Below are 23,965 nucleotides of genomic sequence, written 5' to 3'. Positions count from 1 at the left end.
CCCCCCTTGTTACTAGTCTTCTGTATCTTCGCCAGTTTTCTCTGTATTCCCGAATTCGCCGCCGAATCCGATAGCTGCCGCTGCTGCTTCCGCTGCTGCCTTCGAAGCATCGTCCTTCTGCTGCTTCATTTCGTCCAGCGCTGCCTTCGGGTCGGGAATAAACCATAGCAGTTCGTATAAGTACGAGTCGGGTACAATTCCGGCCAGCTGTGCGACAATCTGTGCGACTTCCAGGTAGTTCTGCGGCATGTTTCGGTTAAGGGTGAAGTCTACCCAGTTCGAAGCGTACAGCGTAACACTTGAAGGCGGGGTCGTCATTCCTGTAAGTACGGCGTAGACGTCTTTCGGGTCTAGCTTGCCGTCGTTTACCAGGCGTCGAGCATTAATAAAGTCAGTAAGGATTGCTACCAGGCGCTTAATAGTCCCGGTAAAGTAAACTTCCTTCTTTCCTGCCTTTATGTCCATACCTGCATACTTTACTTTAATTTCGGTCGCCGTAGCCCCCGATAAATCCGATAGCTTTGGAATAAATCCCTTTTCGTGCAGCGTATCCCGCAGCCGATCCAGGTAATTTTCTACGGCTGTATCATCCTGGGGCGGCGCTATGAATTTGGCGTCGCTTTGGCCGTTTTTAAGGGCGATAGCCCGCGCCCGGCGCATAGCCATTACTTCGCCTTCGGCTGCCGTCTTCGTATTGCCTAGGGTCGCCCCGATAAATACCAGGAAGGCGTCCTGCAAACGGTCTACCAGGTTCGCTTTATCGCTTATAGCGTTCGCATATTCATCTACCAGGTCAAGAATTCCCCCGGACAGGTCGGATACGCCCGATTTTTTCTTTCTTTCGCTGTAAGTAGCTGGGGTTCCGTTCAAAAAGACGGAAACAGGGATACGTGCCGCCATATGTTCGAATACAGCCGCTACGTTATCAGCAGGCGCTTCGTTTGCATCCAGCGTATAGTCTGTGCCGTCGCTACTTATTAGCCAAGTTACGAAGCGATTGTCGTATACTTCGACTTTCGTTACTGTCTTCGGCTGCGCTTCCCCAGGTTCGTATATCGTCGCTTCATAAGCCCGAATTACCAGGCGTAGCCTGTTACGTGTATCGTAGACTGGGATTACTTCCTGTATCGGGAATTCCTCATAGTCGATATTACCGTCTTCGTCTACCCAGCCCATGCTAGCCGATTGCCCGCTGACGCTTCCCTGGGTAAGCATTTCGCGCAGTACCCGCTGGCCTTCCTCATTTACGATAAGTTCCAGTAGGTCGCGTCGATATTCGTCCAGCAGCTTCTTTTTAGTTGCGTCGGGCTTGCCGCCGTCTTCCTTGTCTTCAAAGGCCCATACGATAGGCTTACCCAGCATGTAATCTACTACGAAGTCTATTACTAGCCCGGCCATAGTCGCCTGTATTTTATGGTTAATATCGTCGCCCCTGGCTTTATCCCTGTTTTTGATCGTTTCCAGGTATCCGTCGTACGCTGCCTGGTACTTTTCGACGTCGTTTTCTTTCAGCATTGTTTCATGGCTGGTTATTACGCCTTTAAGCCAGTCGTTATTATCATTTATCCAGGTCGGCGCAGCTGCGCGCGCAGCGTCCAGGCTGTCGTATTCCGAAAGTAGCTTCGGTATATTCCCTACTACTGCCATTTTAGGCCCCCCTTTCTGTCGTTTTGAAGTTACCCGCCTATATCGTCCCGATTGTAGGCCGACGCTTTGCGGCCTTCCGGGTCTTTTATCATGTACGCGGCCCTTATCAGCAGAAATAGCCCTATAGCTACGTCGTCATGTGGTACATGGCCTTCGCGCCGGGGCTTTGCTGTATGGGGTACATGAAAATTTATCTTTTGTTCCTTTTTCGCTACCCTTACCAGGTTTTCCAGCTGCCAGCGGGCTTCGTCGTACAGGTCTGCCTGCTGTGGGTTATTTGTAGGGCGCTTCGGCATACGGAAAAGGCCGCCTTTGACATAAGAGTAAGCCAGGTATCCCAGCTTACTCTTATTTTCGTCGCCTGCGGCCTTGAATTTGTATGCTTCTATCTCCATTTCGGGCAGTTGTTCAATTAGCCAATATATCAGCGCTTCGCCCAGCCCGGTAGCGTCGCCGCTACCGCCTATACAACTCCAATGTTTTAGAATTGTCTTAATCTGTACCCGCTGCTGTGTATGTCCTTTGCCTACCCATTGATACCAGGCTACCGGGACTATAACGCCATCCGGGAATAGTTCACCTATGGTGAGTATCGTAGCGTCGCGCTTATGGTTCCCGGCTTCTACTTCGTCGGCGAGTTCCGTAGGTTGTTCTTCCTGCCCAGCTACATCTATCGAAAAGATGTAATTGCTACCTGGCTTTGGCCCTTGCCTGGTTTCGTACAAGCTGGCGAAGATCCTGGCTATTTCTTCATCGTTAAAATATTTGCCTATCGTGTCTACGAATACCAGGCGGTATTGCGTCTGTACAGCAATATGATTTTCGCCAAGGCGCTCTACTAGGTTGTCATAGAATATTTTGTAGTTAGCATTCCCAGCTGCTATAACCCGGTCAGCGTCTATCTTAAAAACCAACTTCGGCCTATAGCCTATTTTCGTTTCCAGACGGGCTTCCATATCGTACGCCTGCTGCATCCCCTGATATATAAAGCTGCCTTTCGTCCAGGCTACCCCATAAAGTACAGTGGTCGCATTGTTGAAGCTACCCATAGGCTGCGCATCCCTGTTCCATTTGGCTTCGTCTATGTCCTGGGCTTCGTCGCCTTCCAGCAGCGTAAAGGCTGTCTGTGAAGCGACATTTGCCGTAGGGTTGATAGAGAGAAAAGCCCACTTATTCGAATCGCGGGGCTTGCCTATATGGAATTTGTAGCCGTCGCTTTTTGTGAACGTGCGTTTCGTTAGTATGCTGCCCGCCATACCGCCCGCGTCTGGGGCGTCTGCGCCTTCTAACCTGTCCATGCTTGCCTGTACCTGGGGTTTATGAACGGGCGCGAATTTAACGCCGCTTATCCGTTCGCCATGATACCAGCCGTAAAGTAAAAGGTAGTGTTGTACGAAGGCACTAATTTCGTTTTTTCCTGCCTGACGGCTAATCATGACTACGATAAACCAGCCCAGGCCCTGCAATGATGAATATATAATCGCTTCGGCGACTTCCAGCTGATAGTCATAAGGGTCGTTTTTACGAAGCATCCGCCACGCCGTTCGTAAGTTTTCTCGCAAAAAGAGTTCTTCTAGGCTGTTTATCGTATTATAGGGCAGGGATTCGCTGGCTTCCTTAACGGTCTTAGGTACGGTTACGATAGAAGGGGCGCCACTTATCGGGTCTACGTCTGCCAGGTAGTCATATTCTATTAGCTTATAAGCGCTGCTGCCGTCTATCACGGCTTTAGCCCTGCAAGCTTTATAATAGCTTCGGGCTTTAAGTGTTTATACTGCTGTGGGCTTACGCCCTGTGCTTTAAGAATTTCGATTGCCTGGGAAACTGTACCCTGCGCCATAAGATCGCCCCTTCCTACAATGTAAAAAGCCGCCCCTGGGCGGCCTTATATATGTGTCCAGCTTTTTCGTGTGATAACTTCCGATATGGCCGATTGTGATACCCCATACTTTTCCGCTAACTTGTCCATACTTACTTTTTTTGGTACATATTCTGCCCTTATTGCCCGTACAGCGTCTTCGGTTAACTTTCTTGTTGCGTCTGTAGCCTTCGCAACGTTCCGACTCTTTCTATCTTTCTTGATTGCTACCAGCTTTTCGTTACTAATAGCTACTTCACCATTAGCCCAGGTGACCCCATTAATAATATTTTCTATACTACTGCTGGAAACACCGTACTCCTGTCCTAAAATGCAGCAGTCCTTTTCCCCCGCGTAGTAGCTGCGGCGTATTTCCGCTACTTGTACTTCGGTTAGCTTGGCATTTGCATGTTTCTCGCCCCTAGGTATGCGCTCTAGGCGGCCTTTCCTGTGGTACACCATGTAGGCTTCCAGTGATTCGAATTGTCCAGTCATGCCTGCAATATGGCGGCGTGGGGGGGCTTGTTCATCCATAATAAATGTACCCCCTATACGTCTTTCCATATTTTAAAGTCTAGAACATCACAAATCGTCTTATTATGAACGCCGTATTCTTTCGCCAAATGATACTTCTTAGCACCTTCAGCGAAGCGCTGCCGTATAGCCTTAACTTTGTCCTTATCCAGCTTAGCATTATAGCGAGTGATTGGTAACTTACCCTTTTCAGCCTGCTTTTCTGCTACGTATTCGTCTAAATTCGTATATGCACCAAATGGAATATGTGTCCAGGATTTCCCGGAAATGATAGCAGAAATATTCCGCTCGGAAACTCCGTATTCTTTCGCTAACTTCCTTGCCCCGTATATGCCTGGTATCCATTTATTGCGTATCTCTACTACCTGGCCTTCGGTCAGTACAGCCGTCCTACTTTTTTCGCCTTGCTTGGCTTCCGATTGCTTCTTACGTGTCCGTGCCTTATGTGCTGCTACGTACTCTTCCAGGCTCCCGTATTGGTTAGGTTGCATCGCAGTTCCCGCCTTCCACAAGTGTTATCTACAGGTATTATTGTACACTAATCGTTCTCTGTAGTAAACACTATATTTATGGGGAAGCCGCAATAAACCGAACTAATTGCGGTAGTTTATTCTAATGAACCTATTTTCAATTATTTCCCGGCTTATTTCTGCTGTAATTTAGCCGCTTCTTCTGGGGTTAAACGCTGCTGCGCTGGGCCACTCCATGATATAGCCACTTTGCCTTTCGAAGCTGCGCGAAGTTCCTCGTTAACTAGGCCTAGCAGATCGTCGCCTTTATCCGGGTTCAATCGTGCGTGTTTTTCTATTAAACGACTTAACGTATTTAAGGCCCGATCTAGCGTTCTGTCTTCCAGGCTTCCAGCATGGTAGAAGCTGCGTGCGCCTTCGCCTTCGGAATACCATACCCGCGTTTCGGCGTCTGCATACTTTTCGGCTTCTTCGTGCGTCCGATTCGCCACCCAGCTTTCGATAGGTTCCAGGCGCTTATCGTGGCAAAAGCCATTAAGGCAGTAGCCCGGTTTCCCTTCCATGGCGCCCTTTACCATCGTTCGCCCACAATCAGGGTTAAGGCATTTATATTTTACGTATTTTTCGGCCAGCTTACGATTATAAAAGCTTTCCCACTTCTTGCGCCAACGTACCAAGTAAACGCGTATCTTAGCTTTAAGCATGTAGATTTCATGCTGCAAGCCCATTGATTCGGTTACCAGTTCTTCTTCGTAGGCGGCCTGTTCTTCGGGGCTTAATGCTTCACTGTAAAAGCCATGCTTTCGCGGGTTGTTTGCTACGATGGCCTTACCTTGTTCAGTCTTCGGCCCTGTACTGCTACCCCCACAAAACTTACAGCGTCCGTATCCTGGGTGCTGCGTTCCCATGCCTGCGTACTGGCGGCAGAAGCCGGGGCCTTTTTTCTTCCTGGCCCCGCATGTTAAGACTTCCCGGCGCCGGATAATTTCAACCCGGTTCTTTTGGTCAGCCCTCGCGTTTAACAGAGTTTTCTTCGCCATATCGTAAGCGGGGTCAGCAGCGACGGCAGGCTTTTTATTTTTTTCGTCGGCCACTATCGCGCCCCCTTATTTTAGTAGTAAAGACAACTTTACTACTTTACTTCTTGAAGTTTGTTTCGTAAAACGAAAGGGGCGCGCCTATGAAAGGCCCGCCCCCGCTATTTTGCTATCCTTATGTCCTAGGACATAAGTTTAACGTCTTAACATAAATGTACCTTAAAAACTCGTAAATTGTCAAGCTTCAACTTTTACCGCCTGTATACGCGCCAACAATAGCCCAGGCGCAGCTTGCAGTCCTTCCAGCCGCGCCTTTTCTTCCGCTGCTTTTCCGTTTATCTCTCTGTATATAAATTCTTCGCCCTGCACTAGCCCCCGGATAAACACCGGGCGGCGTATATTTAGGATACGCAGCGCTTCCTTCTGTAGGATCGGCCTTATATAGTGGAATCGAATGCAGTAGAAAGAGAATGACATTTCCTTTTTCAGCTGCCCCAGCGCCTGGTCTAACATAATCTTATTCATACGGCTACCGCTTACGCCGTCTGCATTCTTCGGGCCGCTGTTCACTATCGTTACTTTCCCGTCGTCGATTTGGTCACCTGCTTCCAGGCTCCCGTAGTTCTCTAACCAGCGGATTACATTCTTCTTTGAAACGTACCCCTCAATATGCGCCATTCCTCAGCCCCCATAAATTGCCAGTAACCCAGCAAGTGAATAAAGACTATATATAATATAAATATATAAATAATAAATAATAATAGTTATATATATATAGTTATTTAGTAGTTAATAAGTATAGTAATACTTACTGTCCTTTTCTTTTAATATTTTGATATAAGACCGCTGTAAATCCTAGGGGGGGTCATTTCGCAGGCCGTCCTTCGTTTGCTTCATAACCTACTAAGAGTACCCCCCCTAAGAAACGCGACATTTATATATCATTTTCCGCAGCCTGCGTTACCAGCTATCGCCCGTAGCCGGGTCTTCGCCATGTCGGCATTCGTTACGCGGTTTCCCATCCTGTTCGGCGGGTTCCTTACCACTACCCTTGCAGTATCCGCAGCTTACTACTTCTTTCGGGTCGTTCCCGCATACCCCGCAGTCCTGGGCTTCGGATTCCGGGCGTTTCGTGCAGGCCCCCGTAAGGCAGTCGCCTATATTGTCGGGAAGCGGTCGGCTACAATCGGGGCAATTCCCGGTAGTCGGTCGCTACCTTATGGCCCAGGCCGTATACGGCAGCCGTAAATCTTACTACCAGCAGACGGGCGTCGGCTTCGGTCGGCGCAGCCCCTATATGCCATTCCAGACCCGGCCCGATAAGCCAGGCGACGAAGCCCCAGTCTTCCTTCTTAATTCGTATGCCTATCGTATTCATTCTTCCGCTTCCCCTCTTATCCAGTCGTAAGCTTCCTTCCAGGTACGGAAGTCGGGGGCATTATCCCCGGCCTGTCCTGGGCCGTACGCCTTAATCGGCCAACTGCCCCAGCGGTCGTATTTCCGAAAGCGTACGCCTTCTTTCTTACCGATAGCGCGGGCCGCTATTTCGTTACTTCGGTCATGTAATTCCCGCATGGCGGCCCCCTTTAAGTAGTAAAGTATACTTTACAGATTACTATCTTTATGTCTTTATATGCCTATACCAGGCCTTAACTACCGCGCCGTTACTGGTTTCTACATGGTAAACCTTCGCCGGACGACTCTTTACATACTTTGATGATATTTTGATTACGCGCCCTTCCCATGGCTGGGGCGGCAGAGTTCCGCCTTCTTCTACAATGGCTTCGGTTACGGTAACGCGCTCCCCGATTGCGTAACTCCGGGGGCTATTATTTTGGTATACCCTCATAGCTTCGCTCTCCCTTCGTCGGTTATCGCTAGGTAGGGCAGCTGGCAGTCTCCTACTGTTCGCTGTTCGTCCTGCAAGTACCCGGATTTGTGAAGCTTTCCTAGCCATTTATCAATTTGCCCCGGCCCTAGTCCCCCGCATTCCTGGGCTACGAATAATAGCGCCTTTAATATTCGGGCTTCGTTCATTCGAAAGGTGGCGTAGCCTTAACGATTTCCAAAGCCTGGGCTTCGGTAAAGCCTTCCGCTACCAGCGCTAGGTACTTCGCCCGGCGAATTTTCGCATGGCTGGCGGCAATTTGTATTTGATAAGGAAGGGCGTCCAGCATCATATCGACGGCCAGGGCCATTTCTACGGGCGTAACGCGCCCGGTCGGCCGGTCTTGTTTACTCATTTATACGATTCCCCCTAGGACTAACATAAAAGTTTTTTAATTTCCCGCCGTTTCGTAGCGTTAAATATCTCAATACATCCGTGGTCTACGTTCTTGTTCAGTCGTACCCAGGTATCCATATGAAGCTGATTTTGCTCCTTATAATGCTTTAGTGTGTTTTCTTTCCCTTCAAATGTAAGATGTGAAACCCGGTTAAAATCCAGCTTGTTACTAAACATTGTTTGTTCGAGAAGGTGCATATAATCCAGTAAATCGGATCGCAACATTTTAACAATATCGCTCATACAACGTCCTCCCGTGGGGCGACTAGCACCCCTTCTTTTATAAGTAGCGCCAGCTGTACGCTGGTATATTCTTCGAACATAATTTCAAGCATAGCTTCTGCGCGTAACGGGCTGGTTATGGTGCGTTCCCGCAGTTCCTGGGCCAGCAGTTGCATATCGCGCCCAGTACGCTGGGAAAGTTCCAGCAGTCTTACGGTTATCGCTTCCTGGCGTCGCAGTTCCCCAGCCAGCGGGAAGTATGTGACTGCCTTTGCTAAACGTTCCATATCCATTGCGACGGCCCCCTACTGTCCTATAATGCGGTCGATATTTTCCTGGGTAAACGCGAAGTTTAAGTCCAACTGTAAATGGGCAATAAGTTCGGCCCTCTTACCGAAGTCGGCCTGCGCCCAACTGGTCGCTACGTTACCGTCGTCGGTAGCAGCTGCCAGTACGAAGCTGGTTACTTCACCAGCCTTCGCCCTCTCTAAGAGGAATTCCAGCGCGTCTATTACGGCTTCCTGCGGGTGTCTATTAAGGTGTACAATTTTAGCCATAAGCGCCCCTACTCCATTACAACACCCGCAGCGCGGGCCGTTACTTCGCCCAGCACTACCGGGTCGGGTTCTTTTTGTACTGCGAAGTCTACAAGGTATGCAGCAGATTCAGTACCCAGCAATGTGAAAGGTGGAATCACAGCTTCGCAGCGCGTCCCTGTCCCTGCTAGATACGCACCGAATGACGCATTCAGCATACCTACCCCCATAGCTTCCAGGACTGGGGTATCGCCCTTCCCGTCCCTACCATTCACAGTAAGCGGCATATAGAACGTCGTGCCGTTCCTTTCAAAAGCCAAGCCTTTTATAGTCGTCATACGATCTAATATACTTACGCCTGCTGTGAAATCCCATGGGTTAGGGTCGTCCATTTCATAAGCAGGGTGCGGCTGCCCAATTAGCAGCAATGGTTTATCCTGTTCACGCCATAACTTAATATATTGATAGTTTTCTTCGCAGTTAATTTCTAGAAATTCTTCGGTTATGTTGTTACTAAAGATACCGTCGTTGTGCAGGGTTATAACTACGAAATCGTGCGCTTCCGCTAAGTCCTTAAAGCCCAGGTCGTCGCCTAGGGTTATTTCGTGCTTTGCGCCAAGGTTCGTTAATATTTCGGCCTTAATCATTTGTCTTTCTTCCCCCATTCGATTACATATACTTCCTTCTTCTGCCTGCCCCAGTCTTTCGCTTCCCCCAGATCGGCTATGTAAAGGTCGATATGCTGCCCCTTCACACCGCCGCCTTTGTCTTCTACCGTTCGTTCTCCTACGTCTTCGATATAAACGCGCGTACCGACTGGAAGTACGGAAAGGTCGGCTGCAATAGTGCGGCCTTCCTTTACCGTCGTCCCGCTATACGTGATCCCGTAGCCCTTTTGGCCTGGCTTCTTTTGTGTGGATTCGTACCCAGCAGTATAAGCCGTTATAGTAAATTCGCCCCTAGATACAGCCCCAACAGGAATAGTATTATTGCTAGTGCCGATACTTTTAGCGTTTCCAGGCGCTGCGCTTGCAGCTTTTGCTTTGCCGTTTCCCACCCCGCTAGATTCGCCTGACTTATTATCTTTTCCGCTTCCCAGGCTGCTCTGTACTGTTTGGCCTGCTGCACCTGGTAGCGCGTTTCCGCTACCGCTTCCTGTAAATCCGCGCCATCGTGTGACATAGGTCGTTTGCCCTCCTTCCTGCCATGGTAAGCCCTCATTGTTTCTTTCTGCTGGGCTTCCTGTTGTCTGCGTTCGTAACCTTTCCCCCAGCCTGTCTTCTTCTTTGCCATGCGCCCCAGCCCCTAGCGATAAGGTTATGAGCAGCACCGCCAAAGCGGTTACTACCCTTCGTTTATTCAAAAAGGTAACCCTGTCATTTCTTCTAATAGAAGGTCGCGCAGTTGCGCTTCGTTGGGGCCTATCAGACCTTCGATTTTTTCAAGGTAATACAGCCAGTCGTCGGCTCTTATATGGGTAGCATGTAGGGCGAAGCTGAATTTATCTAAGTAATCCCGCGGGTCACGGCGGCCCACTTGTAGCGCTGTTAAATGTCTAAACATGTGGTACTGTACTGTATAGTTAAAAAGGTCTACGACGCTATCGCGTACTCCTTCGCCCTTTACAGTAAGTTCGCCCCGCTTAATCCATGTGCGGCAGCGGTCTAGCTTCTTTTCAACTTCCCAAGCCCAAATGGTACGGGCTGCTTCATAGCCCCGTATGCTGTTGTAATGAACTAAGGCCCTCATAAAGCGGCTATCGTAGTCGGTGTTCTTCGTTATGAAGACTGCGATAGCTTCATCTAAAAATGCTGACCAAGTTCGAACAGGTGGGACTGGTTCGTAAATAGTTAGGCCTAATATTTTAGCTATGTGCCTTTCTAGCTTAGCGCCCTTGGAATTTTCCCAACCGGGCAACAGGGCAATACTATCGGCTTGCAAAAGCTGAAAAAGTCCGGCTCTTATAAAATCGGCGTACGTTTGGTTCCCGCTGTTGTCGTCGTTATCAACTGGGTTTAACGTGTAATAGCCTTTAGCTTCCCACTCGGCCGCAGCTTTGTTGAACGCGGGGTAGTTACTATCAGTAATCCCTGTCATAGGCCCCGCAATGTACACTTTGCTCGTAATTGAATTATTCATCATCTAAAAAGGCCCCTTTCTTATTTGAATCTGCTGCCCGGCGCATAGCCCGGTTTAACTTCACTTTGTACATATTGTTCATTTCATGTGCTTTTACAGCGTCCGGGCTATGGTTAAAATCTAATTCCTGCAAAATGAGCAGCTTTTCCTTGATACGGGCTACTCGTTTGTCGCCTAAACCATAGACCAGGGCTACGGCTTCTAACGCATGTTCAACGCCCAGACCGTAACTCGCGTTATTCATCGCTACGACTTCCGAAGGGGCAAAGGCTTTTCGTGAGTCGAAAGCCATGCCCTTACGTTCGAATTCCTTACGTTTTTGTCGGTTCAAGTTGCAGCCCCTTTCGTATGCTTAGTTCGGTCATAATTCGCCGGGCAACAGGCCCCAAGCCTGAAAGATTACGTGTGCCTGGAAGTGGATGGACTACCCCTGTACGCTTGTCCTTCCGATGGGGGCTTACAACCCAGGCCACACCCCCGCATTGATTGGAAATAATACCCACTATCTGGCCGGGGTCGTTATATTCCTGTCTCTTTGAGATTTCCGGGGCATACTTTGCAGCATAAGTTCCGTTTTGTCCGAAACTGCTTTCATATTCATGCGCCATTTATTAAGCCCCTTTCTGCGCTGCGCGCTTTTCTTCCAGCCATTTTTCGACGCTCATTTTCTTGCCCCACGCGTAACCTACCGAAGCTTCTGCTTCAATAGGTACTGGGAATCCCTCTATAGGCGGCTTCGTCATGGTCGCCTGTACCCAATGCCAAGCAGCTTCTACTACGTCCGGGTCGTCGTCCATTTCGAAAATCATTTCATCGTGTATTTGTGCTTCCATGTCCGTTTTTCCGTGTACCAAGATCGGTGGTGCTTCCCCGAACTCGCGGGCTAAGTCAACCGGGTTCATTCCTTTTTCAGTAGCGTCGAAGACCAGGTTAGTACCGCGCCCGGTTTCTTCGTAGACCTCGTTCTGTGCCTTCTTCATGACGTCGGCTGCGGTTCCCTGGATTGGCGTATTTGCAGCCTGCCGCCCTGCCGATTGCCTGTAATAGGTGTTCGTGCTGTTAATGTCGGGAAGCAATCGAATATAGCCGTAGATCGTGCTTACGAATCCGTCTTCACGGGCTTGCATCGCTATTTCATGCTGGAATACCGGGACGCCTGGGTAAGCTTTCTTTGTGCCGTCAACCATTACCGCACATTCAGCCAGGGTCTTTCGTTGACCGTAATCCGTCTTAATGGTCTTTTGTAGTGCGTGTTCCGTACCGCCGTAGGCCATTCCGAAGTTCGCAGGCTTGGCGTCGGTACGCTCTTGCTTCGTAACTTCGCTTTCAGGTTTGTTGGTAATGGCCGCGCCTGTCTTTCTGTGCATATCGCCGCCCGTACAGAAAATTTCGATCATAACTTTGTCGCCTGACTTCCAGGCCAGTATCCGAAGTTCGAAGCCGCTAAAGTCGATAAAGAACAAGATTTTGCCCGGCCCGGCTACATAGAAGTTTCTTACGCCCAGTTCATCGTTTTCCAGACGCGGTACGTTTTGGCCGTTCGGCTTCATACTGTTTAGGCGGCTGGTATCTGTCCATGGTGTATAACTCGCATGAATTTTCCCGGTTACTGGGTTCTGCCATTTCTCCCTACCATCAACATGAGAAGAAAGCAGCGTATTCATTTTTTGATACCGTCCCATTAGTTCAAGCATCCGTAAGCCTACGTCTTTAAATGGATGCGGGGGCCTATTTCTTAATTCAACCGCTGCACGTTGGTCTTTACCCAATTCGTACCATTCGGGGCTGTCTTTCAAATAAGATTCCCAGCCTTCTGGTAGTTTGACAGACAGTAACTTTTCTTCTGTCAGGTCTTCCAGGTTGTTTTCCAACATGAATTTAATATCTATTAGGGCTTCTTCGTCTAAAGATATGCCGCCCTTATCGGTCGGTTTTCCTTTTGGTAAGTTCATCATGTTAAAGAGCACATACTTAACGCTGTTCGTTTTCCCTGTCTTTCCTAAAGAAATTTCCATGCCTACGGCTTCTTTCGAAAGTTGGTTAATTTCGTTAGCGGCTTCTGTTTGAATAGACCAAGCTTCTTCACGCTTCATCTGTGCCAGGTGATTATCCCAGCCCATGCCGTTATACTCCATAAGTCCGATAACCCTAGAAAACGGCATTTCGATTTCATGCAACCAAGTATCATAATTCGTTCCCTGGCGGTCGTCCTTAATCTGTATGGCTATTTGTTTCCAGTAAAGGTAATGCTGTAGGCCGTAGTCGGCGTCTTCTGCGGAATATACCAGGCCGTCGCCGCTATCGGCTGCGATTTCATCGAAGAAGTCTACGCCGTATTTCGCAAGCAATTCCTTAAATTCGCCCATGTTAACACCGAACACGGCTTTAGTTGCGGGTTTCAATCCCCAGCCAGTCGCGGGCTTCTTTAGATCGTTTAGGCGCTTCGGGTCGGCGACTTGTAGGCAACGTACCCACATTACAAGCGGGTCGGCTACGGGCAATAGAATATACTTACCGTACTTCGCCGCGAACTTAGTTTCGAAAGAAAGGTTTACGGCTATCTTTACTACTTTACGATTTCGGAATATACGACGGTCTAGCGTATCCATAACCAGCTTCCGCGCTGCTTCACGGCTTAACGTTGGTTCGAATATCCGGCCCGCCTTATGGTCAATCGGTACAACGCGCGATTCGTGCGGCGCAGCTGCCAGGGATACGGTACAAACTTCCGATTGATGCGGGTCTAATGGTGTCATTAGGTATGCTTCGCGCGTCGTCGTTAGCTGCGCTTCGTACTCTTTCTTTAGCGCGGCTCTTTCTTTTGCGTCTTTTTCATCCATTGGGAAGCCGTCCAGGTTTGCTATTTTCGTTTCCATTTCTGCCTTATAAGCAGCGAACGCTTCGCGGGCCGCCTTGCTTGCTGCGGTTTCCCAGTCAAAGCTGCATAAGCCAAGGGCTTCGCAACGGTCGGCGTAGGCTTCAAGCTCTGCCTGCGTCAGTATCGCTTTATAATCCTTCACTTGCTGCTGTGGGATGGTCGGCCAAACTACCCCGAAGTCGCCAGGGCGTTTCTTCGGCGCTATCGCTCTAGCCAGAGCCGCCCCCGGTAGGGGAAGCAGCTGGCTAGAATCGGCAGGCTTTGCAGGCAATGCTTTCGCCAGGGTCTTCTGTGGCATGTTTCCAAATAGGCCGCCTAATTTCATACAGATAACACCTACTTTCGTCGTTCATTATTTACAGATAACAGCAGGGGTAAAATTTTTTAGATAGTCAGTTATCGCAATAGCCTGGGCTTCTGCCAGGCCTACTGTTACGGCGTTGCCGAATTGCTTGTATGCCTGGCTGTCACTTACTACCTGGTTCCAGGTATCCATTGGAAAGCCTTGTAGTCTGCCGTATTCGGTAGGTGTAAGCCTGCGAACACGATAACGGCTATAGTCGAAAATCTTTATGTGATGTGTGCCGCCGCTTACAGCGGTTAACGTCGGGCTAATGCCTTCGGGGTCATGTACGCGGTTATTGTGTTCTTGCGTCGTACCTTGATTATCCAAAATACCTACGACGCTAATCCCTGGCTGCTGCTCAATAACTGATTTAGGTTCCTTGTAGTCCGTAGAAAGAAGGGCCGGCACTGTGGTTTCAGAGTAAACGCCCCTGCCGTTCCTTGTATTACGGGTATCTACGATTACCCCATGCAAGTCTTGTGCGGTTAGCGTAAACATAGGATCGTTATCGGCTTTAGCCCGCGGCCCGTTTTGCCGCCTTTCCATACGATCGGGCGTTATAGCCGCGTGGGTGCTACCTAGCGTTTCCAGTCGTTTAAGGGCGTCGTCTATGACTTTCCGGGCTTTTTCATCCGATACGTAATACTTTTCGGGTGCGTCCGTATCCAGGAAGTCGGCTAGTTTAGGAATGGGCCGCTGTGTGTCTTCTACCGGGTAAGCGAAGCCTTCCTGCGGCAAGTCTTTACGAATCCCAGCTACGTAGTACCTTTCGCGGCTTTGGGCTACGCCCCAGTATTTCGAATTGTATAAGTTAGGTTCTTGCATAACATAGCCCTGTATAGCGAAGGCGTTACCTAAAACGGGAATTAAAGGTCGCAGCTTTTTAACATTTTCGGCCAGGATAACTTCAGGCAGTTTATCCGGGTCATTCTCCCGTATTTCTTCCAGCAGGCGCATAATTTCAAAAAGCATACCGCTTCGATTCGCCGCTCTAAATTTACCGTTATTACATTCTGGGCAGCTTTCCGTTTCAGCCGACATAATAAATTCATGGGCGCAAGAAGTGCATTTAACTTTAATCCCTTCGCCATGCCCAGCTACGCTTAAATCTTGGCAAGGGAATCCAAACGTCCATACATGTGCTTTAGGAACGTCCTTCCAGGTAAGATGTGTAATATCAGCCTGTTCTGCGCTATGGTCTACGTTTTCCCGATAGGACTTTACAGCATGTGTATCGAAGTCCCAGGCTTTTGCTACCGTATAACCGGCCCGGATAAATCCCAGGCCCATACCCCCAGTACCACAAAAAAAGTCATTTACTAATAAAGGCATTAGCGTCTACCCCTCCACTGTTATTTACAGATAACGATATAAGTAAAATTTTTTAGATAAAGTCGTCTTCCATATTATCGAACAGACCTTCCTCGAAAAGCTTGGCTATGAAGGCATTGAACCGGGCTGTTTTGCGGTAGCCACCGCTAGTCTGCTGAATCATTCGCATATTAGCCAGCAGGGCGATAATGGCCTTCCCTTCTTCCTTTTCTATCGCCAGCATGGCTTCAACGTCATTCTGCCGAAGATACTGCTGCTGGGCGAATAGCTTAACGAATTTGTAGTAGGCCAGGTCGTGTTTAAGCGTCGATAACTCCCGCAGCTTTTCCGTGATTCTACCGTACTTTTCCGCGTCCAGTTCTTCTTCCTTAATTGCCAGTTTCGCGTAGTAGTTAAGACCGCAGCCCGGCGCGTTATACAAGCTTTTAAGGTATTCCCTTATAAAATCTACATGCCCCGGCCATACGACAATTCTTTCACCCGATTCGTCTACGCTGTGGGTCAATGCTGCCAGAGCAACCGAAAGGCGGGCTATCTTGTTACGCTGATCGGAAGGCGATACCAGCGGGACGTCGCTAGCGTTTCCGTAGATTTTAGAAAGTTCGGTAGCAACTTCCAGAATGCGGTCTACGGTGTCGGCATTAAAAATTACGTGTTCGGGCTTTCTTGACCAGGCGAAAAGAATGTTATTTTTAAGCGTTTCAGAATTTATGAAGCTGGGATACGTCGGCAGCTGTCGGGTATATTCTTCGGCGCTTACGTCGTTCATTCGCATAAATACCGCGAAGTCAAAACGGCGAATATCTTCATTATTGAAAATGTCCCGCAGCACTTCTACGCCCTGGCCGTAGCTTGCCAGCCTGCGACCCTTCGGCGGGTTCCCGGAAAGAATAGCACGTACCCTGCATGGCGTTTCAGCGGTAACAGCCTTCTTAACTTCCAGCCGTCCGTCGCTGCGCGCTAGGGTCATTTCGCCGTAGTTCTCTTTTTCTATCCCCGTGTCTTCGTCAATCCATATTAGTTCTTTGTCCGAAAGCGGCCACACGCCCCATACGATGTACCAGGCCCCAGCACTTCCGCTTTGCTCCATTTTGTACGTAAGCCCGGTACGGCTGGTACTTTCCGCGTTTACGCGGTTACCAAGCCCTGTAAACTTCCGTATGCCTTCGATAAGCTCGCTTTTCCCTGTTCCCGTATCCCCTACTACTTTTAATTCCAGCCAGCCCCGAATTGGTAGGCTAGTCCACGGCACATTGAAACGCAGGACGCTATGGTAAGTAAGTAAAACGCCTAGCAGCGTTTCGTCACGTTCTACAATTTTCGTTACGTTATAGGTAAGATCCGCACAAATAGCCGCTAGCTTTTCTTCGATTGCTTCCGCTGTGTAGCTGGCGGGACGCAGGGCTTCTAGCTGCTCCTTAACCGCGTCGTCTAACTTGAAGCTGTCTACGACGTCCTGCAACGGTTTTGCTTCCTTAACCAATATCGTAGCTTCCTGATTCTTCGGGTGCGGAAATACGTGTCCTGTAATTTCATAGTATTTATTCTCGGTTACGTCCGACTTGCCGATAGCATACGCCTTCCGCATGACGTACCGCCCCTTACCTTCTTCGGATTCTGTACTACCCGATTCGGCCATGGGAATGACCAGCAGTTCTTCTACGTTCGTCGTTTCCGAAATTTCGGTATTGTACTTATTGCAGGCTGGGATACCCGAAATAGTCCGAAGGATTCCCGTAATGTTATCCTTCGCGGTCGCCGTCATTTCAAGCAGTTCAGGATCGCCTACGCCTAAGTCCTTGAAAAGTGTATGGCTGGGAATATCGTAAAGCGGGCAATGCGTTTTCTTACAATCCTTACGGCCCCAGCAATAATATTCAATCTTGGAAGGCACGATATAGGGCGTATGTTTCTTTCCGGCCACCATTACTTGGGTTTTAACCAATTTGCCGTGCAGTTCTGCGTCGCCAGTATGGGCCAGGTGAAGGCTCACAGATTTGCTATCATCGTTAGTGGCTTTTTTTAGGCAATGGCATAAGGCCCCAGCGCAGGCTACCCGGTCGTAGTCCTGGCTTCCTGGTATCTTTTCACCATGCAGTGCCCGGATAAAGGCACAGCCAAACTTATAGCCATTGTCCTTATCGTAGACGGCTTCTACGACGCTACGCGTATTGGCTACCCGCTGTTCAGCGTCGTATTTGCTGCCCGCGCTGGTATGCTTACGTACCCATTCTTCCAGCAATTTTAAGGCTTCTTCCTTCGGGTGGCCTGCTTCTTTATAGTAGGCGGCCAGCTGTACAGTCGCCTGGTTTCGGTCACCGTCCTTCTTCCAGCCGCTTGTCATAATATCCGTTACGCAGACAGGTGGCCTATCCTTGCGGAAGTTGAATTCTTCGGCAAACTTTTTCACAGAAGTAGCAGCAGCTTCGCGCCATTCCTTTTCTTTATCCTCATAAAATAGGACGGCCTTCGGTCGCATATCCCGCGCTGCTTTACGCTGGGCAGGGTCTAAAACAGGATAAAGGCGGGGGCCGTTAGCCATGCCTTTAATTTCTTCTAGGGTCTTCGTTCGAAGTTCGTCTATGCTTAATTCAATTTTAAAAAGCTTCGTCCCGCTGTGAATGCTGTTTGGCAGCCGCAGCATACGCGAAGACGTATATACTACGAGGTCTAAAGCACGAAGGCTTAACCTGTGTACCAGGTAGCCCGCGATATGCTTATAAACCTTGTGCAATTCTGTGCCGGGCTTAATGTCCAGGGCCTGAAAGTCTATTAAAATATGAAAACCTTTGCTTCCTGAAAAATATAAATGAATATCGGTTTCCTGTATTTCCAGTTCGTTCATAAAAAATTCGATAAGCTTAACTGCGTCTGCCTGGCTTACTGCGGGGTCTGTCTTATAATCCAAGTCAAAATACAAAGGGGCGATAAAGCTTTCGCCCCGCGCCCCCCTGCTTTTGCTGGTATAGCGCTGTACAGTACAGAAACAGTTGAAGTTATTCGCTTCCTCCTGCTGGTACTTCTTGACGCCTTCTGGGTATTCTACCCGCGTCCAAGGTACAGGCTGCCCGCTGTCATTTGTATGCCAGGCGTCTACGAATTTAAAATCAGCTATCTGTGGTTCCCTTGCCATGTAGACGCCCTACCTTCTAGTAAATTTTTAAGCTTTAGCTTTTTCGTCTTCCGCTACTTCTACCTCTCCGGCTTCGAATTCAGTAGCAGAAGGGTCGATACCGTAATCTGCTGGATTGAACAACCCTAGGCAGTTAAAGTTAATTCCCAGCCAGGAAGTCGTATCTTTCGTGCGTTCTTCGGTCGTAAGGCGCGTTACTACGTGCTTCGCGCTGCTGTTCGCTGGTACACCGATAGACTTAAATTTACCGTCGAAGATCGCCATACCGTACTGCCCCCAGCCGAACGTATCACCAGGCGCGAAGTTCATAAGGTAAATCTTCGGGCTTTCGTCCGGGGAAAGGAATTTTACAGGGACGATATACGCCAGATATCGCAGCTGTAGGTCTTCCTGGCTGTAGCGGTCAAGTACGGAAGGGTCGGTTTGTGCCGTTGTAGCCAGCCAGTTATCTAGTGTAGCCCGCGCCGATTGTTCGGCTTTCATTACCATACGTTTACCGATTTGCACTTTAGTAAGGCCTGTCATTTCTTCGGGCAGAAGTTCTTCTTTCGCAGGCAGGGAAACGATAAGACTACCTTTTTCCGGGGTTTCGTCACCGCCCCATAGTACCCAGCGCGTTTCGCCTTGTGCGATTACGACGTCGAGTGTGTCGCCATAGGATACTTCCAGGTCGCGCGCTTCTACGAAGTTACCCTTTTTGTTGATTTTCAAGTATTGACCCATGCGGACGTAATCGAAGTCCAGCCCTTCGTTAACTTCCAAGAACGCCGCTTGCTTCGCCTGAATGACTTCCGCGATATAGTTAGCCCCTACGTTTGCCAGCGCTAGCGCGCCCTTTGCCTGTACTGCTGGTACATTTCCGTTTGCTGTTGTCATTTGAAAATTCCTCTTTTCGTTTGTTTTTATGGTCAAGGCTTTCGCCGTTGCCAATCGTTATCTACAGATAATGATCTGGGTAAAAAAATTTTGCCTTGCTTGGGTGTTACGGGCTGCCTGCCGTAACCTTACCCCCACATAGATTTCATGGGGTATTTATCCAGAATGCTAAGCAGCAGCGCAGGGTCTTCCTTCATAAGCTTTCCGTAGGCCGCTGCCCAGGTGCGGAAGTCCGGGCCGTAATAGCTGTAAAAGGTGTCCCACAGTTCTGGGTCTTGTGCGTGTACCATACGGTACATTTCTTGAACTACCTGGTACGTATCCAGCTGCGCGCCTGGCGTCCATATCCTTTGAGGGAATAGGGCTTCTGCCAGCGTGGCGAAATTGAATTCGATAATGAAATGAAGCTTCACGGACATAGGGGCAACGGCGCGGGCTGCTTGCAGCCTTGCTTTTTCCTTCGGTTCACTGGTTGCCGGGTCAATTCCGTTGATATGCCATTGGTAGGCTTCCAGGGCTGCTTCGCCATCTTTTCGCAAGCTGTCTTCGTACCCCGTTCCTATTGCTTCGGGGGGCATTACGAATTCGCTGGCTGGGTTCGCCCGCAGACCGCCGCAGGCCCGCATATTCGCCGTCGTGTAGGTTACCAGGTGGTCGTAGACAACTTTACTAGCCTTGAATTCGAAGCGCGCGCTTTCTCCACGGAAGATATTAAGGGCGTCACGTTTCTTAATTAGGCTAAGCGGTCGGCGCACGTTGTTGGTATCGGGTTTCCCCAGGTATACCGCCGCCGCATGGGCTAGGTGCTTACGGTCGGGGTCGCTGTATCGCAGCAGCTTTACTTGAAAACTCATTTTTTCTCCTTCCTTTCAGCCCTTCGCTGCTTTCTATTTTTTGGCGGTGGCGTGTAACGCGTCGAGTACTTCGGCTGCGGGGCTTGTTCGGCCTGCCGGGGCTCTTGCGCTACTTCCAGGGCTAGTTGTGCTGATTCTAATGCTAGGGCTACTGATTGGGCTTCCTGCGCAGCCTGACGCTGTTTTTCGATTACTTCCTCTGTAAGCGGCTGCGCACCTTTCGGCTTGTCGTACAATACCTGCGCAGCTGTCGGCTGTCCCAACTCACTCATGTGTATAGCCAGCCAAAGCCTGCGGGTAAACAAAAGCTTAACGGCCTTGAAAAACGGCACTTTCTGCGGATAACAATTTATCATTTGAATTAATCCCCCTACGTCGTTTATAGCGGAAGGTCGAATCCTGGCATATTTACAAGGAAGTCCTTAATAGCGTCCTTCTTTGTCCGGGGCTTCTTCGCTAGCGTGATACCCAGCCTGGTATAAACCTTTCGCCTGCTTAAATATTGGTCGTAAAATGTACCGTCGCTACCGTCTACGTAGTCGTACCAAGTCGCTACCTTATCCGGGTTATTCGGATCGGGCCGCATAATTCGACCTATTGCCTGTTCAATTCCCGAACCATTTGCCGCGTTCCTACCATCGCCGCGCTGCGGGGTAGCTAGGTGTCCGTCGTAAAGGTTCGGAATGTCCAGCCCCTCCTTAACCAACTGCGACGTAGCGAAAAGTATGTCTAGTTTCTTACCTTTCGCGCTTTCCATAATGGCTTTACGCTGCGAAGGCGTTACTTGCCAGTCTGCGAATTCGGCTTCGGTGTATTGTACTTCCTGCCGTTCCCATCTTTTAAGGCGTTCGTTACGCCTAGCGCCTGGGTCGGTCTTCTTACATTTACGCCAGGTTAACTTCGTAAGCCCGCCATGAACGACGGCCATACGTGGTACGACGCCTAGCTTAGACCGGGCGAAAGTTTCTACCAGGTCACGCAGCTTGAAAAGGTAGCGTACGCTATCGGCCAGTACAATTACGGCCCCTCCTTTCGGGCTTACCTTAAAGCAGCTTTCCAGTACGTTTTCGGCTACCAGCTTCGCGCGTTTCGGGTCTTCGGTAAGTTCCTTTAGAAGCGCCCCATAGTCCAAGTCTTCGCCGCCAGCGTCTACGCTGTTTTCGACGAATTCGCCAGCGCTGTCGTCTACCTCCAGCGCCCCGGCAAATCCTTTTTCCCTGCCGTATTCGGTGTATACGAATTTAACTTCGGGCAGAACCAGCGCCCCAGCTTCGTACATACCGTCACGCTTTACTGCGTAAGCCGTAGGCCCTAACCCAGCGTACATAAAGCTTTCCAAGCCGTCTTTACGCTGTGGCGTCGCGGTAAGCCCTAGTAAATGCTTTGCGGGAAATTTCCCAGCGACCTCTACAAATTGCTGCGAAGGGAAATGGTGCGCTTCATCTACGACAACTACGCCTACAAGGCCTGCCAGGGTCGCTACCAGCGTCGGGTTAGCCCCTAGGGTCTGTACAGTAGCTACGAAAAGCTTACCGCTGCCCCAGGTTACTTTCCCTTCGCCGATTATCCCGACTTCGCCAACGTCACCTAGGAAAGATTTCGCGGCCTTCGCGCTTTGGTCTAATAAGTCCAATGTATGGGTTAGCCATAAGGTCGGCTGGCCCCAGGCCTGTACGATTCGAAAGCCCATTAACGTCTTACCGCTTCCTGCGGGGCTTTCAAGTACTCCGCCGCCCTGTTTTAGTACGGCGTCTACTGCGGGCTGCTGATAATCCCGCAGTTCGTGGCCGATCCAAGGGCCGAAGTTTACGCTGGCGGGTTCAATAAGGTTATACCGTATAACATCTACCGGGTTAATTCCCTGTGTTTTTAGTAAACCGCGCAATGTTGATTCGAAGCCCCTGGGTACTACCAGGTCGCCCATTTCATACAGGAAAATTTCAAGCTTTTGATTAATGCCCCAGGTTGGCTTTCTCATACCCTTCATTTTCGCATATGCCGGGTTCACTACTGTTAGCGCCTGGGTAATGGCCGCCCTAAGGGGTAAACTAGCCCCGCGTAAGCGTATGTTATTGCTTATAGTGATTTGCAGCACTTTACCAGCCCCTTTAAGTCGTAAGTATTATCTGCCGCTATCCGCGGAAGCTTCACGCAGCGTATAGCATTCTGCGTGAATTCTTCCAAGGTAACGTATTGTCGTTCTTTGCTTTGCATGTAATGCAAGGCTCTAGCTAGTCGGAAAGCGTACGCTTCGTCACGACCCTTGTCCAAGTTGTTAAAACTTATGAATACCAGGCCGTAGTTCCGGGCAATGCAGCGGTCGAAAAGCAGAAGCCCCTTTACCTGATCGGGCCGAAGGTAACTTAATTCGAAACGGTCGCTTTCCGTTCGTTTTAATTCGACCAGAATGTTTACGTCTTCCAGCAGTACAATTTCGTCAGCTGGTCGGGTTCCCCCGCCGCCGTCTTTGATCCTCATACGCCAGCAGTTAGATACATTCGTCCAACTGCTTCTTATTTCAGCTTGGAAGTCTTCGCCGCGCTCCTGCCGTTCCCGCTGTAATTCGCGCGAATCTTTATTTGTCACAATTCGCCGCCAGGATGAAAGTTACCACCCTGCCTAATTACTAAACTGCTGCCCGCGTTATGGAGATTAATCGGACTACCACCAAAACCTCCGGTATCAATGAAGTAGCAAACAGTTTCTGCCCTGCTTCCTAAGTATTCAGCCAACTTGTTAAATGCCTGCTGCACAGTTATTTCAGGCGCCGCTTGCTGTGCGGCTTTTTTCCGCTTCTTTTTAAGCAGTCGCTGATTCATTTAGTTAGCCCCCGCTAGGTATTGCAGCAGTCTTGCCTGTACAAAGGCTTTAGCCCTTACCGAATCGCTAGCTTGTACTGCTTTTTCCCATCCGTCGCGGGCAATCGAAGCCGTAACTTCCAGTGCTGCCAATTCGCCTTCGACTTCTGCCAGTCGCTTACGGCTTTCGCTGCTTACTGTCCTACGGAAAGCGTCGCGGGCCATATCGTTAGAAAAGGGATACGTAACGCTGTTCCATTCGACGCTTTTACCATCGGGCTTTAATCCCTCCATAATAGCGGTAGATTCTTCAAGCTTAATTTGATTTTCTAGCGTATAACGTTCTTTCAGCAGATCCGCTTTATTGCCATAAGCTGCTTCGCGCTGGTCGCCCTTGTTTAGTATGTCGTCTACACTGGCGTCCAACTGCGCTACGGTATCGGCCAGGATTTGTGCTCCAATTACGCGGAAGTGCTCAGCGGGAATTTGACGGGCAGCGGCCCCTAAAAGGGCGCTTGCTGCGGCTTTCACCTGTTCGGCCCCGTATATTACCGTTAGGTCTTGTACTGCTTGTTTTGCATCGGTCATTTCGTTCTATCTCCCTTCGAATGTAAAGAAGTCTTTACTACTAACATTTCGCCGCCTATCGGTAAACCGTAGGCGTTAACGGCCCAAGTTCGCATAATTACGTAACTGCCGCAGGCCTGGCAGCTGGTCTTCGTCGTCCAGGTATCCAGCCATTTGAAGCTTACTTCGGCCAGTTCCTTCGTCATGGGTTCCGCGTGGCCGCAGTTCCCGCAGCCTACCATTTCCTGGCCGTTACTCAATTGGTTCTGCCCATTCTTGCCGTTCGGCTTTAGCCAGTTCTTGCCGCTTTTCTTCCAGCGCTTGCTTTAGTAATTTATGGGGCAACGTACCTTCTTCTATCTCGCCCAGCGCCTGGTCTATTTCCTGGTATTCTACGTCCAGCTTCTTAATACGCTGGTAGATTTCTTTGCCTGTAAAAGTCGATTGTTTCAAA

At 49.6% G+C, this 23,965-nt stretch carries 28 protein-coding genes; all 28 read right to left on the bottom strand.

Annotation, left to right across the window (positions count from 1 at the left end):
* Positions 1 to 12: 12 nt before the first annotated feature.
* A complete protein-coding gene (locus FGT79_RS02020; protein WP_138751112.1) occupies positions 13 to 1,647 on the bottom strand; it encodes a phage portal protein in 1,635 nt (544 codons plus the stop codon).
* 29 nt (positions 1,648 to 1,676) lie between these two features.
* Complete coding sequence (locus FGT79_RS02015) at positions 1,677 to 3,371, bottom strand: terminase (protein WP_246096099.1); 1,695 nt, start codon at positions 3,369 to 3,371, stop codon at positions 1,677 to 1,679.
* Between the two features lie 161 nt (positions 3,372 to 3,532).
* Entirely contained in the window at positions 3,533 to 4,039 is a 507-nt protein-coding gene (locus tag FGT79_RS02010) for a helix-turn-helix domain-containing protein (RefSeq protein WP_171056042.1), read from the bottom strand.
* 14 nt (positions 4,040 to 4,053) lie between these two features.
* Positions 4,054 to 4,530, bottom strand: coding sequence for a helix-turn-helix domain-containing protein (locus FGT79_RS02005; RefSeq protein ID WP_138751110.1), 477 nt, complete (start codon positions 4,528 to 4,530; stop codon positions 4,054 to 4,056).
* 152 nt (positions 4,531 to 4,682) lie between these two features.
* A complete protein-coding gene (locus tag FGT79_RS02000; RefSeq protein WP_138751109.1) occupies positions 4,683 to 5,603 on the bottom strand; it encodes a hypothetical protein in 921 nt (306 codons plus the stop codon).
* 180 nt (positions 5,604 to 5,783) lie between these two features.
* Positions 5,784 to 6,224: a hypothetical protein gene (locus tag FGT79_RS01995; RefSeq protein WP_138751108.1), complete on the bottom strand. Its 441-nt coding sequence runs from the start codon at positions 6,222 to 6,224 to the stop codon at positions 5,784 to 5,786.
* 502 nt (positions 6,225 to 6,726) lie between these two features.
* A complete protein-coding gene (locus FGT79_RS01990; protein WP_138751107.1) occupies positions 6,727 to 6,924 on the bottom strand; it encodes a hypothetical protein in 198 nt (65 codons plus the stop codon).
* Positions 6,921 to 7,121, bottom strand: a complete 201-nt coding sequence (locus FGT79_RS01985; protein WP_138751106.1) for a hypothetical protein — start codon at positions 7,119 to 7,121, stop codon at positions 6,921 to 6,923. Before FGT79_RS01985 ends, FGT79_RS01990 begins: the two co-directional genes overlap by 4 nt.
* A 458-nt stretch (positions 7,122 to 7,579) precedes the next feature.
* Entirely contained in the window at positions 7,580 to 7,789 is a 210-nt protein-coding gene (locus FGT79_RS01980) for a hypothetical protein (RefSeq protein WP_138751105.1), read from the bottom strand.
* 20 nt (positions 7,790 to 7,809) lie between these two features.
* Entirely contained in the window at positions 7,810 to 8,073 is a 264-nt protein-coding gene (locus tag FGT79_RS01975; protein WP_138751104.1) for a hypothetical protein, read from the bottom strand.
* Complete coding sequence (locus tag FGT79_RS01970) at positions 8,070 to 8,345, bottom strand: hypothetical protein (RefSeq protein WP_138751103.1); 276 nt, start codon at positions 8,343 to 8,345, stop codon at positions 8,070 to 8,072. Before FGT79_RS01970 ends, FGT79_RS01975 begins: the two co-directional genes overlap by 4 nt.
* Before the next feature lie 12 nt (positions 8,346 to 8,357).
* Positions 8,358 to 8,609 (bottom strand): hypothetical protein, encoded by a 252-nt coding sequence (locus FGT79_RS01965; RefSeq protein WP_138751102.1) that lies wholly within the window; start codon positions 8,607 to 8,609, stop codon positions 8,358 to 8,360.
* Between the two features lie 8 nt (positions 8,610 to 8,617).
* Positions 8,618 to 9,253 carry a hypothetical protein gene (locus FGT79_RS01960; protein WP_138751101.1) on the bottom strand — a complete coding sequence of 212 codons (636 nt, stop codon included), beginning with the start codon at positions 9,251 to 9,253 and terminating at the stop codon, positions 8,618 to 8,620.
* Positions 9,232 to 9,951, bottom strand: coding sequence for a 3D domain-containing protein (locus FGT79_RS31575; protein ID WP_212758493.1), 720 nt, complete (start codon positions 9,949 to 9,951; stop codon positions 9,232 to 9,234). Before FGT79_RS31575 ends, FGT79_RS01960 begins: the two co-directional genes overlap by 22 nt.
* On the bottom strand, positions 9,948 to 10,730 hold the full coding sequence (locus FGT79_RS01950) for a DUF4406 domain-containing protein (protein ID WP_138751100.1): 783 nt from the start codon (positions 10,728 to 10,730) through the stop codon (positions 9,948 to 9,950). Before FGT79_RS01950 ends, FGT79_RS31575 begins: the two co-directional genes overlap by 4 nt.
* Positions 10,720 to 11,058 carry a hypothetical protein gene (locus FGT79_RS01945; protein WP_138751099.1) on the bottom strand — a complete coding sequence of 113 codons (339 nt, stop codon included), beginning with the start codon at positions 11,056 to 11,058 and terminating at the stop codon, positions 10,720 to 10,722. Before FGT79_RS01945 ends, FGT79_RS01950 begins: the two co-directional genes overlap by 11 nt.
* A gap of 280 nt (positions 11,059 to 11,338) precedes the next feature.
* Positions 11,339 to 13,930, bottom strand: a complete 2,592-nt coding sequence (locus FGT79_RS01940; RefSeq protein ID WP_138751098.1) for a DNA polymerase — start codon at positions 13,928 to 13,930, stop codon at positions 11,339 to 11,341.
* 27 nt (positions 13,931 to 13,957) lie between these two features.
* Positions 13,958 to 15,283, bottom strand: coding sequence for a DNA cytosine methyltransferase (locus FGT79_RS01935; protein ID WP_138751097.1), 1,326 nt, complete (start codon positions 15,281 to 15,283; stop codon positions 13,958 to 13,960).
* Between the two features lie 52 nt (positions 15,284 to 15,335).
* The gene (locus FGT79_RS01930; protein WP_138751096.1) at positions 15,336 to 18,416 is read right to left on the bottom strand and encodes a DNA primase small subunit domain-containing protein; all 3,081 of its coding nucleotides are present in this window, start codon (positions 18,414 to 18,416) and stop codon (positions 15,336 to 15,338) included.
* Positions 18,417 to 18,443: 27 nt separating this feature from the next.
* Positions 18,444 to 19,328, bottom strand: a complete 885-nt coding sequence (locus tag FGT79_RS01925) for a hypothetical protein (protein ID WP_138751095.1) — start codon at positions 19,326 to 19,328, stop codon at positions 18,444 to 18,446.
* Between the two features lie 92 nt (positions 19,329 to 19,420).
* A complete protein-coding gene (locus FGT79_RS01920) occupies positions 19,421 to 20,146 on the bottom strand; it encodes an FAD-dependent thymidylate synthase (RefSeq protein ID WP_138751094.1) in 726 nt (241 codons plus the stop codon).
* Entirely contained in the window at positions 20,143 to 20,502 is a 360-nt protein-coding gene (locus FGT79_RS01915) for a hypothetical protein (protein ID WP_138751093.1), read from the bottom strand. Before FGT79_RS01915 ends, FGT79_RS01920 begins: the two co-directional genes overlap by 4 nt.
* A gap of 23 nt (positions 20,503 to 20,525) precedes the next feature.
* A complete protein-coding gene (locus FGT79_RS01910; protein WP_138751092.1) occupies positions 20,526 to 22,241 on the bottom strand; it encodes a DEAD/DEAH box helicase in 1,716 nt (571 codons plus the stop codon).
* A complete protein-coding gene (locus tag FGT79_RS01905; RefSeq protein WP_246096097.1) occupies positions 22,223 to 22,732 on the bottom strand; it encodes a hypothetical protein in 510 nt (169 codons plus the stop codon). The genes FGT79_RS01910 and FGT79_RS01905 overlap by 19 nt, the downstream gene beginning before the upstream one ends.
* The gene (locus FGT79_RS01900; protein ID WP_138751090.1) at positions 22,729 to 22,965 is read right to left on the bottom strand and encodes a hypothetical protein; all 237 of its coding nucleotides are present in this window, start codon (positions 22,963 to 22,965) and stop codon (positions 22,729 to 22,731) included. The genes FGT79_RS01905 and FGT79_RS01900 overlap by 4 nt, the downstream gene beginning before the upstream one ends.
* Positions 22,966 to 23,532 (bottom strand): hypothetical protein, encoded by a 567-nt coding sequence (locus tag FGT79_RS01895; protein WP_138751089.1) that lies wholly within the window; start codon positions 23,530 to 23,532, stop codon positions 22,966 to 22,968.
* Positions 23,529 to 23,771 carry a hypothetical protein gene (locus FGT79_RS01890; protein ID WP_138751088.1) on the bottom strand — a complete coding sequence of 81 codons (243 nt, stop codon included), beginning with the start codon at positions 23,769 to 23,771 and terminating at the stop codon, positions 23,529 to 23,531. The genes FGT79_RS01895 and FGT79_RS01890 overlap by 4 nt, the downstream gene beginning before the upstream one ends.
* Positions 23,764 to 23,964, bottom strand: a complete 201-nt coding sequence (locus FGT79_RS01885; RefSeq protein WP_138751087.1) for a hypothetical protein — start codon at positions 23,962 to 23,964, stop codon at positions 23,764 to 23,766. Before FGT79_RS01885 ends, FGT79_RS01890 begins: the two co-directional genes overlap by 8 nt.
* Position 23,965 lies beyond the last annotated feature (1 nt).

The organism is Paenibacillus sinopodophylli (assembly GCF_005930355.1).
Taxonomy (GTDB): Bacteria; Bacillota; Bacilli; order Paenibacillales; family Paenibacillaceae; genus Pristimantibacillus; species Pristimantibacillus sinopodophylli.
Note: the sequence above shows the minus strand (reverse complement) of the source record. Positions and strands in the feature narration are given on the sequence as shown.